Annotated in this window: 14 protein-coding genes; 9 read left to right on the forward strand and 5 right to left on the reverse strand. The window is 50.7% G+C overall.

Annotated elements, in window-relative coordinates:
- Positions 1-894, forward strand: a complete 894-nt coding sequence (locus IT527_RS07115; RefSeq protein ID WP_292967837.1) for an ATP-binding protein — start codon at positions 1-3, stop codon at positions 892-894.
- Positions 891-1,859, forward strand: a complete 969-nt coding sequence (locus IT527_RS07120) for a Nudix family hydrolase (RefSeq protein WP_292967838.1) — start codon at positions 891-893, stop codon at positions 1,857-1,859. The genes IT527_RS07115 and IT527_RS07120 overlap by 4 nt, the downstream gene beginning before the upstream one ends.
- A 58-nt stretch (positions 1,860-1,917) precedes the next feature.
- On the opposite strand, the gene IT527_RS07125 is transcribed toward IT527_RS07120, so the two are convergent.
- Positions 1,918-3,129, reverse strand: a complete 1,212-nt coding sequence (locus tag IT527_RS07125) for an FAD-dependent oxidoreductase (protein WP_292967839.1) — start codon at positions 3,127-3,129, stop codon at positions 1,918-1,920.
- Positions 3,130-3,303: 174 nt separating this feature from the next.
- On the opposite strand from IT527_RS07125, the gene mpl reads away from it, so the two are divergent.
- Positions 3,304-4,683 carry a UDP-N-acetylmuramate:L-alanyl-gamma-D-glutamyl-meso-diaminopimelate ligase gene (gene mpl, locus IT527_RS07130; protein WP_292967840.1) on the forward strand — a complete coding sequence of 460 codons (1,380 nt, stop codon included), beginning with the start codon at positions 3,304-3,306 and terminating at the stop codon, positions 4,681-4,683.
- A 319-nt stretch (positions 4,684-5,002) separates the two neighbouring features.
- On the opposite strand, the gene IT527_RS07135 is transcribed toward mpl, so the two are convergent.
- Complete coding sequence (locus IT527_RS07135; protein WP_292967841.1) at positions 5,003-5,869, reverse strand: porin family protein; 867 nt, start codon at positions 5,867-5,869, stop codon at positions 5,003-5,005.
- Between the two features lie 361 nt (positions 5,870-6,230).
- Between IT527_RS07135 and aat the strand changes: the two genes are divergently transcribed.
- The 5 genes from aat to nth are packed head-to-tail and all read left to right on the forward strand — an operon-like array spanning position 6,231 to position 10,022.
- Complete coding sequence (aat, locus tag IT527_RS07140; RefSeq protein ID WP_292967842.1) at positions 6,231-6,929, forward strand: leucyl/phenylalanyl-tRNA--protein transferase; 699 nt, start codon at positions 6,231-6,233, stop codon at positions 6,927-6,929.
- A 12-nt stretch (positions 6,930-6,941) separates the two neighbouring features.
- The gene (locus IT527_RS07145; RefSeq protein ID WP_292967896.1) at positions 6,942-7,679 is read left to right on the forward strand and encodes an arginyltransferase; all 738 of its coding nucleotides are present in this window, start codon (positions 6,942-6,944) and stop codon (positions 7,677-7,679) included.
- Positions 7,676-8,686: a quinone-dependent dihydroorotate dehydrogenase gene (locus IT527_RS07150; protein ID WP_292967843.1), complete on the forward strand. Its 1,011-nt coding sequence runs from the start codon at positions 7,676-7,678 to the stop codon at positions 8,684-8,686. Before IT527_RS07145 ends, IT527_RS07150 begins: the two co-directional genes overlap by 4 nt.
- A gap of 7 nt (positions 8,687-8,693) precedes the next feature.
- The gene (locus IT527_RS07155; protein ID WP_292967844.1) at positions 8,694-9,350 is read left to right on the forward strand and encodes an RnfABCDGE type electron transport complex subunit B; all 657 of its coding nucleotides are present in this window, start codon (positions 8,694-8,696) and stop codon (positions 9,348-9,350) included.
- A complete protein-coding gene (gene nth / locus IT527_RS07160; RefSeq protein WP_292967845.1) occupies positions 9,351-10,022 on the forward strand; it encodes an endonuclease III in 672 nt (223 codons plus the stop codon). It begins immediately after the preceding gene.
- 94 nt (positions 10,023-10,116) lie between these two features.
- Here the strand turns inward: nth and IT527_RS07165 are convergent, their stop codons facing one another.
- From IT527_RS07165 to IT527_RS07175, 3 genes are all read right to left on the reverse strand, one after another.
- On the reverse strand, positions 10,117-11,010 hold the full coding sequence (locus IT527_RS07165) for a transglycosylase SLT domain-containing protein (RefSeq protein WP_292967846.1): 894 nt from the start codon (positions 11,008-11,010) through the stop codon (positions 10,117-10,119).
- A gap of 208 nt (positions 11,011-11,218) precedes the next feature.
- Positions 11,219-12,784: a TerC family protein gene (locus tag IT527_RS07170; protein ID WP_292967847.1), complete on the reverse strand. Its 1,566-nt coding sequence runs from the start codon at positions 12,782-12,784 to the stop codon at positions 11,219-11,221.
- Between the two features lie 242 nt (positions 12,785-13,026).
- Positions 13,027-14,094, reverse strand: coding sequence for an Rpn family recombination-promoting nuclease/putative transposase (locus IT527_RS07175; protein WP_292967848.1), 1,068 nt, complete (start codon positions 14,092-14,094; stop codon positions 13,027-13,029).
- A 551-nt stretch (positions 14,095-14,645) separates the two neighbouring features.
- On the opposite strand from IT527_RS07175, the gene IT527_RS07180 reads away from it, so the two are divergent.
- Complete coding sequence (locus tag IT527_RS07180) at positions 14,646-15,554, forward strand: long-chain N-acyl amino acid synthase (RefSeq protein WP_292967849.1); 909 nt, start codon at positions 14,646-14,648, stop codon at positions 15,552-15,554.
- Positions 15,555-15,902 lie beyond the last annotated feature (348 nt).

Consider the following 15,902-nt stretch of genomic DNA (forward strand, 5'->3'; position numbering starts at 1 on the left):
ATGAACGATTTCGAACCGATTTTTCAACGACTCGACCAGTTACTGACCCGCGTTGAGACCAGGTTTCCCATCCGGCCACAGCACGCTGATCCCACTGAGCATATCGCCCTGCGCTGGCGCAAATATGGCGACACCGGCTATCTGCAGGCGGTCAATCATCCGCACACAATCACACTGAATGAATTACTGAATATTGATGAGCAGAAACAGACACTCGATCGCAACACCCGGCAATTTGTCTCAGGACTCCCGGCCAATAACGTATTGCTGACCGGCGCACGCGGCACCGGCAAATCCTCGCTGATCAAAGCGCTGCTGAACCGCTATGCCAGTCAGGGATTGCGCATGATCGAAGTGGATAAACTGGGGCTTGCTGATCTGCCCGATATTGTCGAATTCATCGGCCGGCGCCCGGAACGCTTCATTCTGTATTGTGATGACCTGTCGTTTGAGGCAGATGAACCCGGTTACAAGGCACTGAAAGTTGCCCTTGACGGTTCCATCTCCACCGCATCCGACAATGTACTGATCTACGCCACATCCAACCGCCGCCACCTGATACCGGAATTCATGCATGAAAATCTGGCGACCCGGCACATGGAAGGTGAAATTCATCCCGGCGAAGCCACCGAAGAAAAAATTTCCCTGTCAGAGCGTTTTGGTCTGTGGCTGTCTTTTTACCCGTTCGATCAGGAGCAATATCTGGAAATTGTTCAGCACTGGCTCACGCAGCACGGTATCAGCAGGCTATCCGGCCCGGCGCGGCAGGAAGCATTACGCTGGGCACTGACACGCGGCTCACGCAACGGACGGGTTGCCCGTCAGTTTGCACGAGACTGGGCAGGCCAGCAGAAACTGGCCAAAACAGAACCGGTCAGATCAGGCAGAGAATGACGATGACCGAAGCCGGAGTTAGGATTGAGCCCGCGACTGAGGTTAAAGTTGAAGTTGCCGCCGCTATCCTCACCCGGCCGGATGGCAGCTTTCTGCTCGCCTCCCGGCCAACAGGCAAACCTTACGCAGGATACTGGGAATTTCCCGGGGGAAAGATCGAAGCAGATGAATCCCCATTGCAGGCACTGACACGCGAGTTAAACGAAGAACTTGGTATTACCATTCACCAGGCCACACCCTGGCTGACACGCACATTCAGTTATCCGCATGCTGCAGTACGACTTCACTTCTACCGCGTAACTGACTGGCTGGGCGAACTCATCCCCCGCGAACAGCAGCAATTTTCCTGGCAAGCTGCCGGGAACATCACCGTTACCCCGTTACTGCCCGCCAATACGCCTATCCTGCGCTACCTGGCATTACCGCCAATCTACGCCATCACCCGGGCAGCCGAAACAAACACCGAAGCATCATTATCTGCTATCAGACAAACGCTCGACAACGGGGTGAAGTTGCTGCAAATCCGCCAGAAAACCATGTCACACGACCAGCTGCAGCAATACAGCGCCGCCGCAGTACAACTGGCCAAACGTTATCAGGCCACCGTACTTGTCAATGAAAACATAATGTTTGCGCAACTATTGGGAGCGGATGGCGTTCACCTGACGGCCACCCAGCTGCTGTCCCTGGACACGCGTCCGGCCGTTAACTGGTGTGGTGCTTCCTGTCACAACCAACAGGAACTTCAGCGCGCGGAACAACTGGGCGTTGATTTTGTCACCCTCAGCCCTGTATACCCCACACTTAGCCACCCTGATACCCCTTCTCTGGGATGGGAGAAATTTGCTGCATTGATCCGGAATTATCCGCTGCCGGTTTATGCACTGGGCGGGCTGCTGCCGGCTGATCTGAAAACTGCCCGGGAACATGGCGCACATGGTATCGCCATGATGCGCGGCATCTGATTCACCAGAGATCATAATGTTAAGGCAACAAACAGGCGGTCAACCGGGGTTTTCAGGTTTAAACCAGATAGGTATCCACTCCGCTCAGCAGCAGATCATACCGGGCTTCAATAATTTCCCTGATGACCAGTGCCGGCACACCTGTTACCACGTTGTTTTCAATCGCCAGCCAGCCGACTGCATCTTCCGGCCCGAGATTAACCACATAGCCCAGATCATGATGCAGATAAGGCTCCAGCACCTTAAGCACGCCGGAATGACGCAGTATGTTACGGGCAGCCAGTTTTCCCTTGCGCACTGCCGACTGAGCCGTCATCGTGTTGGATCCCGGTGCTGAGTAAATCGAACCATCCCCGGCGGCAAACACATTTTCCAGCAGTTTGCCTTCTGCCACCACCTGGCCGAATGAGTTGGTTTTGATCAGATTAGCCTGCCTGTTACCGGTAAATAACAGTGAAAGTATGGAAGGCAGCACAAACTGCCGACCGCTGGTTTTATCCTCCAGCAGAAGCGTGTCAGTACGCTGCTCCAGAAAATGCACACCCGGATAAAACTCGATATCCAGTTCCAGCATACGCATTTCAACGTAGCGTGAAAATCCTTTTGGAAACTGCTGCAGTACCCGTTCCCTGTCATCTATCAACCGCAAACCATGATTAATCCGGCGGCGACGCAAATAACCGGCCAGCTCAAACAAAAACTGGATACCGGTTGCCCCGCCCCCCACAACAGAAATACAGGATGGCGCAGCATTTCGTGCTGCCAGAAATTGATCCAGCAGATCCGCCCCGGAAATCGTAAAAAAATCTTCCAGATGAAAGGTATTCTTCGTACCCCTGGTATCCCCCGCAGCCACAACAGCATCTTTATCCGTACCATGCGGGACAAATGATCTCGCTCCTGATGCCACCAGCAGATAATCGAACGGGACTTGCTGGTCTCCCGCCTGCAGACAGCGGTCATGCTGCCACCGGCGCAATGTCGCCTCATCAGTGGCCAGCGTACTGCAGATATGGTGACAACTGAAACGTTGTTCCAGCACCGTATACGGAATCAGAAAATCAGATAACGGGTAGCGGAAGGTTTCATGCAAATGGGTAACCTTGAGATGGCTGGCATTCGGATCAATCAGCGTAATCTCCGCATCCGGATTATGCCGGCGCAACGTCGTCAAAGCAGCCATACCTGCATACCCCCCCCCGGCGATCACGATTCTCAGCCGATCATTTTTTGGCAGTATTTTCGGTACATACAATGGCAGAAAAGCCATTTACCCTCCCCCCTTTTCCATACTTGGTATAACAGAAACTAGCGTAGCACGGATGCGGCCTCATGATCATATATCTGTACCCTGCGCCAGATCACCGCTCAGATTGTCCAACAGCCCGCTGACGTATAATCAGCCGCTATCCTATTTATCATTTCAGTCATCCACGGGGCATTTATGCATATCCATATTCTCGGCATTTGCGGCACTTTCATGGGCGGTCTGGCCGTACTGGCACGTGCTGCCGGTCATACCGTTACTGGCTGCGATATCAATGTTTATCCACCGATGAGTACACAGCTTCGTGATCAGCAAATCGGACTGATCGAAGGCTATGATGCTGATCAGATCAAACTGAAACCAGACCTGTTTGTGGCGGGCAATGTCATTACACGCGGCAATCCGCTGATGGAAGCCATTCTCGATGCTCACCTGCCCTATCAGTCCGGTCCGCAATGGCTGGCACAGCACCTGTTGCATGATCGATGGGTACTTGCAGTGGCCGGCACGCACGGTAAAACCACTACCAGTTCAATGCTGGCGTGGATTCTGGAATATGCCGGACTTTCCCCCGGATTCCTGATTGGCGGCGTTCCTGAAAATTTCGGCTTATCCGCCCGCCTGGGAATCATCGAAAACGGACAGACACCCTCCCCTTTTTTTGTTATCGAAGCGGACGAATACGACACCGCTTTTTTCGATAAACGTTCCAAATTCGTGCATTACCAGCCCAAGACCGTCATACTCAATAATCTTGAATACGATCATGCTGATATTTTTCCGGATCTGGCTGCGATCGAACGCCAGTTCCACCACCTTGTCCGCATCATCCCCCGCAATGGCTTAATTGTCACCAACGGACAGGATAGTGCATTGCAACGTGTCCTAAAACAGGGTTGCTGGACACCGGTAGAACAATTTGGCACAGCAGAAAGCTGGCAAATGACAGTTCAGGATCAAAGCCTGTCAGTCAGCTTTCAGGGGAAATTACAAGGCGTACTGCACTGGGATTTACTGGGAGAGCATAACCGTATGAATGCCCTGGCTGCGCTGGCTGCCGCCCGGCATGCCGGTGTACCGGCACAGCTCGGCATTGAAGCCCTGTCGTATTTCAAGAATGTAAAGCGTCGCATGGAATTGCGTGGTGTTATCAACCATATTCACGTTTATGATGATTTTGCTCACCACCCGACTGCTATTCGTACAACCCTGGCCGGGTTGCGTGACAAGATCGGTTCCGCTCGCATCATTGCTGTGCTGGAGCCCCGTTCCAACACCATGAAGCTCGGTGTCTGGCAGGACAACCTTGCTACCAGCCTGGACCAGGCTGATCGGGTGTTCTGTTATGCCCACCAGATGGGCTGGGATGTCAGCTCAGCCCTCGCCCTGCTGGGAAATAAAGCTGAGATCCATCTGGATTTGCCTGCCATGATCAGCACCATTGCAGCCGCAGCGCAGCCTGGCGATCATATCCTGATCATGAGCAACGGCAGCTTTGGCGGGCTGCATGACACACTGCTCGATACGCTGCGATCATGTTCCGGTATATCTTCCTGAAGTATTCTTTAATACTCTTTAAAACGCCTTTTCAGAGTTATGCAGATCCGTACTCACCAAAAAAAGCACCCCACCAGGAATCCTGATGGGGTGTAAAGGCTTCGTCACAAAATCTATACTGCTACAACAAGGGCTTTGACCTTGCCCGAAGCGAGAAGAGAGAAATACTTGTACCACTAAGAGAATAAACTACGATTGCAACAACTTTAACCTGTTTCCACCCCTGTTAGCCCGGCCCCTGAGTGCACTTTTCAAGCCGGGTTAACAGAGCACAGCCAACTCCTGTCAGGAACCCTTAACCGGGAACCCATGATACCTGCTAGAAGCCAATTCCGAGATAACCGCCAACGGTAAACCCGTTGACATTAACTCCATCAATTTTACCGCCTGCAAGCTGATATCTGGCATCGGCTCCAACATAAATTGCTTTCCAGATGTTGTAATCAGCACCCACCCCGAACATGACACCCGGCTGCAGCACCGTAATGGATTCAGATGGCGGGCTGATGACATGCAAGGCCAGCCCGGCCGGGATGATCCATGGTCTGAACCGGCTTCCTTCCAGAAACTTGATTTTCGGTGCTGCGGTGAGCGTAAACTGGCTGACTGTCACTTTACGCGGATTAAGCGCTCCATTTGCCAGCTGAGTTGGATTATTAGCCAGTGCATTCCCCAAAACACCATTGCTGAACTGTTTGTATTCAAACATCAACTCAGCAAACACACTGGTCCCCGGCAGAAAACCCCAGACATCATTGGTCAGATTGAAATCAAAACCAGCCCCGATATACCAGGCATCCTTTCCGGCCTGATCCTGCGCTCCGACAGGAGCAACATTACTCTGGATGGAAACACCGTTACGCAGATTATTGCTATGAGCAAAACCACCCCGAAAAAACACCATATGCTTATCTTTCTCTTCAGCATTGCTTTGTGCCCGCACAGAAGCAACCGACTGCTCGTTTTGCTGAATTTTCTGCTCATTTCTAACGGTATCCGACTTAACTCTGTCCAGTTCACCACGAATGGACTGGAGCTGTTCTTCCAGTAACTTGATCTGCGCTTCCAGTGCCTGTGTTGAAGTGCCGGCAGCAAGTACCGAAGGCGCGCTCATCAGAACCGAAATACTGAACATACCTGCTACTGCACTCAAAATTGCGCGTTTTGCGACGATACAGCGAACCATCTTTATCTCCCTTTTGTTTTATGAAACCGGATATGTTGTAAAACAAATACTAAATAATTACCAGGGTGGTTATCTTGATCTAAATCAAGATAAGGTGGTTTTTTTGCCAGTTTTCCCCGATAAATACTGGCTTCGGTTATTTTTCAAGTGCATGACATATGATTATCAGCACCCTCTGCCAGATCTGTCCAAACCTGCAAACCTGTTTTAGCGGCTGTTCGCCCCGATACGCTTCCCAGCTGGCCGCTCCCAGAGCACTGGTACATTTGACGATGGATGTTAGATAATTACGGATATAACCGGCTTGATCTGTATCAATCTATACGCGCCCTGCTCCTGTTTTTCGGAAATATATTCATCCATGATCCCCATACTCGGCTCCAGCACCCCTTTCCCGCCACTGAAGCAGGCATTGAAAGAACCCAACGGATTACTGGCTGCAGGTGGAGATTTATCACCGGAACGCCTGATCTCCGCTTACCGCCAGGGAATTTTTCCCTGGTTCAATTCGGATGAACTCATCCTGTGGTGGAGCCCAGACCCAAGGATGGTACTGTTTCCGCAGGAATTGAAAATTTCACGCTCACTACATAAAACACTGAAGAAACATCATTACCAGATCCGTGCGGACAGCAGCTTCACCGGGGTCATGCAGGCCTGTGCGGCGCCACGTGAACACCAGGGAGGCACATGGATACATGCAGAAGTGATCGCAGCCTACACCGTGTTACACCAAATGGGAATAGCCCATTCAGTGGAAACATGGATAGATGGCGAACTGGCGGGGGGACTGTATGGCGTGGCAATAGGCAAGACTTTTTTTGGAGAATCGATGTTTTCCCGTGTAACCGATGCCTCCAAAATTGCACTGGTTTATCTGGCGAAACAGCTGGAAAACTGGGGGTATGGTCTGATTGACTGCCAGATGAAAACCGCTCATCTGATGTCGATGGGTGCACGGGAGATTCCGAGGCCACAGTTTGCTGAACAGCTGAATGAGCTGACCCGCCTGCCTGGCCAGAATAAAAAATGGCTTTTTGATTTTACCTACCCGGGGTGATTGAGGTTGTCCATCAATTTTCAGATTACCCGACGCTATCCCTGCAGTTATCTGCCGGGGCAGCTTGCCCGTTCCCGTGTCGTTATCACCGACAACGATACCCCGGACAGTGATATCTACGCCCGGCTGATCCGGCAGGGATATCGCCGCAGCGGCGGCCTGATCTACCGCCCGGACTGTGATTTTTGCCAGGCCTGCATCCCGGTACGTATCCCGGTAGAACAATTCTCCCCCAACCGCACTCAGCGCAGAATATGGAAACGACACCAGCATCTGCAAACTGCCCGGCACATGCTCCATTTTGATCCCGCACACTTTGCCCTTTATCAGCGTTACCAGAAATCCCGCCATACCCATGGCAGCATGGATCAGGATGATGAAAACGGACGGGAGCAATACCGCAACTTTCTGCTGAAAAGTACAGTGGATTCCTTTCTGGTAACATTTCACGAAGATGATCAACTGCGCATGGTCAGTATCATTGACCAGCTGCCGGACGGGCTCTCATCGGTTTACACCTTTTTTGAACCTGAAGTTGCCGGATCAAGCTACGGTACCTTTAACATCTTGTGGCAGACAAACCAGTGCCGGGCTGGCCGGCTGCCTTATCTCTATCTTGGTTACTGGATCGAAAACAGTCAGAAAATGCACTACAAAGCCAACTTCCAACCTCTGCAGTTACGAATAAACAACCAGTGGCAATACAAGGAACCCTGCGTAAAAACCATCCGACATGATGACCCGATATGATGTACAGCCTGCTGCGCCCGCTACTGTTTCTGCTTGATCCCGAAACCGCTCACACGCTGACGCTGGACACGCTCAACCTGCTGAAAAAAGCCGGATTGTTACCCGATCGCGTTATCCGCTGCCAACCCGTTCGTGTCATGGGGCTGGATTTTCCCAATCCGGTCGGACTGGCAGCCGGACTCGATAAAAATGGTGCCTGCATCCGCGCACTGGCTGCGCTGGGATTCGGCTTTATTGAAGTGGGAACCGTCACCCCGCGCCCGCAAGCCGGTAATCCCCGGCCACGGCTGTTCCGCCTTCCGCAAGCAGGAGCAATCATCAACCGGATGGGGTTCAATAACGCCGGTGTAGATCAGTTAATTAAAAATGTCCGGCAATCAGATTACCGGGGCATACTGGGAATCAACATTGGCAAGAATGCGGATACACCGCTGCAGAATGCTGTTGACGACTACCTGATCTGCTTGCGCAAGGTATACCCATACGCGAGCTATATCACGGTCAATATTTCCTCACCCAATACCCAACAGCTCCGGCAACTGCAGAATGAGACCGAGCTGGCACATTTACTGAGTATGCTGAAAACAGAACAAACCCGGCTGAGTGAGCAGCATGGCCGCTACATTCCTCTGGCCGTCAAGCTTGCCCCTGATCTGGAATCCGGACAAATTGCCGTAATTGCATCGTTGCTGCTGAAGCATCACATGGATGCAGTCATTGCAACCAACACCACAACTGCGCGCGCGGGTGTTGAGCATCTGCCACACGGCAACGAAAAAGGCGGATTAAGTGGTGCACCGTTAACAGAGCGCAGTACCGCCGTCATCCACCAGCTTGCCAGTCATCTCCAGCGTGCCATTCCCATTATTGGCGCCGGTGGCATTATGACAGCCTCAGATGCACAGTCCAAAATCGGAGCTGGCGCCAGTCTGGTACAGCTCTATTCCGGACTGATTTATCGCGGCCCGGATCTCGTTACAGAAACCGCGACATTACTTTGTTCCTGATCTGCTCATGCCGGATAACAATTTACTGATTGAGAAAATCGACGCTGTTCTGCCGCAAACCCAGTGCAGCCAGTGCGGATTTGATGGATGCAAACCCTATGCCGAAGCGATCGTCAAAGGTCATGCAGATATCAACCAGTGCCCGCCGGGAGGAGATGCCACTGCGGCCAGGATTGCTGCAATCCTGAATATTGCCTCCAAGCCACTGAACACTGCATACGGCTACCCTAAACCACCTGCTGTTGCTGTTATTGATGAAGATTGGTGTATTGGCTGCACCTTCTGCCTGCGTGCCTGTCCGGTAGATGCCATTATTGGCGCAGCCAAATATATGCATACTGTTCTGACTGAACTGTGCACCGGTTGCGAGCGCTGTATTGCTCCCTGCCCGATGGACTGCATCAGTATGGTCCCCGTGCCGGAACCGGCCACACCCGAAATCCGGCAGCAAAAAGCAGATGATGCGCGAGAGCGGTATCACCTGAGAAAGCTCAGGCTGGCACGCAACCAGCGGCGTATAAAGAAACCGGATCAGAATCCGTCGGAAAAAAGTACGGCTGCCGCCACACTGCAGGCAATCAATGCGAAACAGGCGGCCATTCAGGCTGCAATGGAAAAAGCACGTACAGCGCTGGCCCGCTCCAATATCCCAACCAGGGAATAAATGAATACAGTCAAACGCCAGGAAATATTCTCCCGCCTGCGGGCAGCCAATCCTCATCCAACAACTGAACTGGAATACAACACCCCTTTTCAGTTACTGGTGGCTGTCATTCTGTCGGCACAAGCCACCGATAAAAGTGTCAATCTGGCAACACGCAAACTATTCCCGGTGGCAGATACTCCTGAAAAAATCCTGCAGCTCGGTGAAACCGGTCTCAGCTCGTTTATTCAGCGCATTGGCCTGTTCCGCACCAAAACCAGAAATATCCTGACCACCTGCCAACAGCTGATCGAGCAACATAACGGTGAAGTGCCACGCACCCGTACGGAACTGGAAAAACTGCCAGGTGTTGGCCGCAAAACCGCCAGTGTGATTCTGAATACCGCTTTTGGCGAACCTGCTATTGCGGTGGATACCCATATCTTCCGCGTAGCCAATCGCACGGGTATCGCGCCAGGTAAAAATGTACTGGAAGTGGAGCATAAACTGCTCAAAACGGTACCCAAAGAATTTCGTCACGATGCCCACCACTGGCTGATCCTCCACGGGCGCTACATCTGTAAAGCCCGCAAACCGCTATGCCGGCAATGCCTGATTGTGGATTTATGCGAATTCAAAGGGAAAAATTGGGGAGAACCCCAGGTACCACTCAGTCAGCAATCTGATCAGTAACCTGCCACACTGAAGAAAAAACCCTGCATCACTTCATGGTTACAAAAAACAAAATAACCAGGCTGGACATACAGCCACGGAATACCGATCTGAATTATTGAGCCGCGACTGCGGAAGCGAAGATGAAAGAAGTCCTGTTGACCACACCAGGCTGATAGGGATGAGAGGTTTTGTTGTAGCGTGATAAAACTTTGTCGACATACTTTACAGTTTCAGGATACGGCGGGATGCCACGGTATTTCTCCACTGCACCCTCACCTGAATTGTATGCTGCAGCCACCAGCGCCACATCCCCTTTGAAGAAGGCGAGCAGCCATCTCAGATACGCCATACCCCCCCTGATATTCTCTTCCGGATCAAAAACATTTCTGACCTGAAACCTTTCGGCAGTTGCCGGAATGAGCTGCATCAGTCCCTGGGCATTTTTGGAAGAAACAGCCTGTGTATTAAAGCCGGATTCAACTGAAATCACGGCAAGCACAAGGCCGGGATCAATCTCATATTGTGGCGCCAGCTTTTCCACAATCGCCAGGATAGTCTGGTCAACATGAAACCTGGCCGGTACGATATTGGGTGTATAAGTTTTTTTAGTCAGACAACCTGGCAGCTGTATTTTCTGATTCACTGGAGATGGCATGAATTGCAGCATTTTTTGCGCATAAACATGCTTCTGTGCTGCCGCCATTTTAAACAATCTGGCAGCAATACCATCATTACGTTCAACGCCACGCCCGTTGGCATATATCCACCCTAACGCATATTGCCCTTCGGCTGAACCCCGCCTGGCAGCCTGGCAATACAATTCCACCGCTTTTTTCCTGTTCTGCGACACACCTTCGCCATGCTCGTACTGTCGGGCCTGCACTACCAGCATTTCAGTATTATTTGAGATACCGGCAGGCTGTGCAATCCGATCTCCTGCACCATGAACCGCAGCAACATATGACGTCAGAAGACTCAGTACAGCCAATTTGAGATGGATACGCATGTTTTATTGTGCTCGAACAGTTAAATCATTGCCTTATTGAGAACTAATGGAGCAACAATCATGCCAGAAAATAAAAACATACCGACCCGACACTAACTGCTTGCTTACAGATAAAAATTTTTGAGGAGCTCCACGACACGATTACGATCAAAAATTAGCATTATTGAAAGTGTAAAAAAATCCGACAAACCGGTATTCAGCGCCAGCCTCACGACTCATCCTCAAGCGGCACCCGATATACGCGCACCTTGCCGATATTTTGTTTGTTGACTGAAACAACCTCGAAAATCAGGTCATCAACCGTGATTTTTCCTCCCGCAGCAGGAATATCACCAAATTGCCAAAGTAAATACCCCCCCAATGTGGAGTAACGTTCCGCTTCATCCACCAGATCATGCTCCAGCAAAGTCGATGCCTTGCGGATACTGATCCATCCGTCCATCAGCCATGATCCGTCAGCCTGCTGCTCGGCCACCAGTTTTTCTTCACCCGCATCCAGAAACTCACCCGCAATCGCCTCCAGAATATCTGCCGGGGTGACGATACCTTCGACTGATCCATACTCGTCCACAATCACCGCCATCTGTAACGGCTGATTTCGGAGTTGCTCCATCAGTTTAATCACTGGAACCCGCTCAAGCACCACAATGGGGTGACGCAACGATTTTTCCGGGTTAATCTTCCCTTCTTCCAGCATGTCGCGCAGCAGATCTTTGGCAAAAGCAGCGCCTACAAATTCATCGACATTCCCGTGCGACAGCAGAAAACGTGAATGGCCACTTTCAATTATTTTTGCCCGGATCTCCTCGCTGGAAGATTCCAGATCCAGCCAGTCAATATCAGTACGCGGTGTCATGATTGATATGGCCGGGCGTTCTGCCAGTGTCAGCACCCCTTCAATCATTTCCTTTTCCTCCTGGGCAAACAAATCATTTTCAGCAACCTGCTGCGCGATCACTTCGGATGTTTCACCCAGGCCGACCTCACCATGCCGCCCCCCAAGCAACCTTAATACAGCCTCTGCTGTGCGATCCCGCAAATCCCCGGTGGTAATCAGCTTTTCCTTGTTGTGCCTGGCAATCTGATTGAATGCCTCAATCAGAATTGAAAAGCTGATCGCAGCATAGAGATAGCCTTTCGGAACGCTGTAATTAAATCCTTCGATCACGAGCGAGAATCCGATCATCATCAGGAAACCCAGACAAAGAATAATTACAGTGGGATGTTTGGAAATAAAGGTCATCAGCGGAGCAGAAGAAATCATCATGATCACGACAGCAATAACAACAGCAATCATCATCACGGCAAGATGATCCACCATACCCACAGCAGTAATCATGCTGTCCAGCGAAAAAATTGCATCCAGCACAATGATCTGAACAATAACCTGCCAGAAAACCGCATGAACTTTCTTGCCTTCCTTCTCCCCATCCTGCCCTTCCAGTCGCTCGTGCAGCTCCATCGTCCCCTTGAAAAGCAGAAAAACACCCCCGAACAGAAGAATAAAATTACGCCAGGACAAATCAACACCAAACAGTGTCAATAACGGCGTGGTCAGCGTTATCATCCAGGAAATGGAAGCAAGCAGCAGAAGGCGCATGATCAGCGCCAGAGAAAGACCGGTGATACGTGCTTTCCCGCGCTGATGTGACGGCAGCTTATCCGTCAGTATCGCGATAAAAACCAGGTTATCGATCCCCAGTACGATTTCAAGAATAACCAGCGTTGCCAGCCCCGCCCATGCAGCGGGATCAGCCAACCAATCAAAAAACACTTTTTTTGTAACCCGCGAATAAATTAAAGAATAGCAATCAAGGAGCTGAAATACCCGGGTTCAAATGAACGCCCGGCCAGATAACAGCCAGACAAAATCAGGGTAATAATCCCGTTACCCTTATAAAACACAATAAACCAGACCTTTTATCAGATAACCAGAATTTACTGTGAAACCCACCACGGCGCAGCGCTTAATCACTCCACCATGCCTCTCAACAACTTGAACACAACTTATGCCGATCAATCCCCAAACACAGCTTCAATCGTCGACGCAGTCAGTATTCTTTCACCCCAGGACAATCGTGTTCGTGAATCTGCAGCTCTAACGCGGCTGCATGTAAATTCATTTAACGGGCCAAACTTCCGTTCCAGCAGCCACAGCAAGAATTCAGCTTCGCCCTCCAGCCGCCCTTCCTGATGCCCCTGCTCCAGCCCCTGCTCCAGACCCTGCTCCAGCCCCTGCTCCAGCCCCTGCTCCAGCCCTTTCTGCAGTCCTTTTTGCAATCCCTCCCGTAGTCCTTCCTCAATTCCCTGCTGTTTCCAATCTTTGGTCCAGTCCTTGACACGTTCTGAGAGCATACTTTTTACCTCCTGTAGGTCGTGAATTTTGTTAAAGCTGGCACCTGGCACCCTGCCCGGCAGAAAGACTCGTTTGAGCCAGATGACGAACGCCCGCCGTAACCCATCCTGTTCAGATGATTGTAACCAGGTGATCAGGGCTTGCAATACCCGTTCAACATCCTGCGGAGTGCAGCTGTTTTCCAATCTGAACAAGGCTGCTGTCAGGTTGCGCAGTTCCGCCAGTTCATGTTCATTGTAGCTGCCTTCATCCAGTAGCAGATAGGTGAGCTGCGGCCGGTAGCGATCCAATCCCCCAGGTGCAGGGAGGATCAGCTCTCCCATATCTACCGGTGCCTGCCAGCGGTTATCGCCATTGTACAAAACGATTGGCAACACCGGCGGTAACTGTTCTCCGGTTTTGATGGATTCGCTGCGGATGAGATCCTGATAGAGCAAACCGACATAGGTCATGACACGTACCGCCATAAACCAGTCTATGGTAGATTGAAATTCCAGCAGCAGGTAGACGTACAGCCATTCTCCCTCTTTACCTCGCCCCCGGCGCAAGCGCCAGACAATATCGTCCTGCCGTTCCCGCAAATCGTCGCTGACATAACTGCCGTTAACTTTTTCCAGCGTAGAAAAATCCAGCTCATGCACCCACTCTTCCCGCACAAAACCGCGCAGTAAGTCCGCCACCATCTCGGCATGGGAAAACAGCAGTTTATATCCGTGATCATGATCCATCGGGCGAGTGTAGCACTATAAAACTTTCGCAAACTGTTTCCAGATTATAAGTAATGGATATATCAACGAGTATCACAGCAATTCAGTGATCCGGTAGCTGAGGCCAACACGCACTATCTGCTCAAACTTTGGTTCAGCGTCACCAGGCAGAGTAAGCCATTTAGCACTTTTCCGTTGCGCGAGCGCACGCAATACCTATCGTACCAGGACAGCCTTGCCCGTTAGCCCTGTAAGTACCCCGGCTTTTTCTATTTTTAATGCCAAGCCTTCAAATAAATGAAAACATCTTCCGTCTCCATTAAGAGACCAACAATACCCAGCAAAAACAATCAATTATAGAAACCAGTGATTTTTATCACGAATTTCAGCGACATCCCTGTCGTTCAAGAAAATAATAATAAATATAATTTATTGATTATTAACAATTATTTTTATTGGCACGAATCATGCTTGTAGTAAGAACATTATTTCAACAATTAATAATTCGTTTGTTTCCATTTTTCAGACCGGTCCTGCTCAGCCTGAAAAATTACCCATAAGGAGCACAGCTTATGCAAGTCGTGAACTCATCCACACCAGCAGTCACAATACAAAATTTTCGATTAACAAACATTGCACCAGATTTTTATCCCTCCAGCCATATTTCATTCGAACGCAGCAGCCCGCAACTCCTTTCCCTACAAAAACACCGCATACAACAGAACCCGGAAAATCATCAAAATCACGCTGTATCGGATTGTCTCCTGCAACGCAACGGTTACAGCATCCACCTGGTCAGTTCACTCATGCAGCGCATCAAAGCCAATACCCTTATCAAGCGCATGTATGCTTCGCGTGGATACCAAACTGAAAGTGCCTCCGTTTTCTCAGCCGATCCTTCCCAATACACGCTCGAAGCACAACAATCCGGACAACTTATCGGCACACTGACGCTCGCTATCGACACTGATACCGGACTGCTTGCCGATACCCTCTACCGGACAGAGCTGGATCAATTTCGCCGGCAAGGCCACAGGCTCTGCGAGCTATCCAAACTCGCATTCAACCCGGAAAGCAGCTCAAAGGAAATTTTTGCCTCACTGTTCCACATGGCTTATATCTTTGCCCGCCACATTCATAATGTTGACGATGCTTTCATTGAAATCAACCCCCGCCACGCCGCTTTCTACAAACGGATGCTCGGATTCCGTCAGGTTGGTGAACTGCGCACCTGTCCGCGCGTGAATGCACCGGCAGTGTTACTCCATCTGGATCTGGCGTATATGAAAAAACAAATCGCCACTCAGGCGGAGCAGTTCGACCTCAAAACAAGGAGCATCTACCCGCATTTTCTTTCCCGAAATAAGGAAAGGGAAATTACCCGGCTCATTCAGTCAAAACAAACCAGCCACACCACACCGTTTCTCATTCACAAGTCAAACCCCACCAGCCACCACCCCAGTTACCTGCGACCGGCGTAAAACCGGAATCCATAGCCACCCTGCACCGCCCCTAACCGCCAAAAACCTAAGGCTAATATCACGCTCCATCAGGATCCGCCCCAACATGTACCGGGACAAGGAGCACGGTATGCTTTAACCGTTTTTACTTTGTATCGGGAATACAGCTATGGCACTGACAAAAGAAGATATTGCGGAAATAAGGGAGTTGATTGAATAGAATTAGTGCCAAGCATCAGCACCGAGCCAGGTTGTCCTGGTAGATATTGTCGTCAATGATGCCTCCGAACCGGTACTGGAAGAAGCACTTAAAGATCGGTGCCTGTTAGGAGACAATCACACCTGCGCCCAACTGCTCACCCGCCATCT

The sequence above is a fragment of the Nitrosomonas sp. genome (genome assembly GCF_020852615.1).
GTDB lineage: Bacteria > Pseudomonadota > Gammaproteobacteria > Burkholderiales > Nitrosomonadaceae > Nitrosomonas.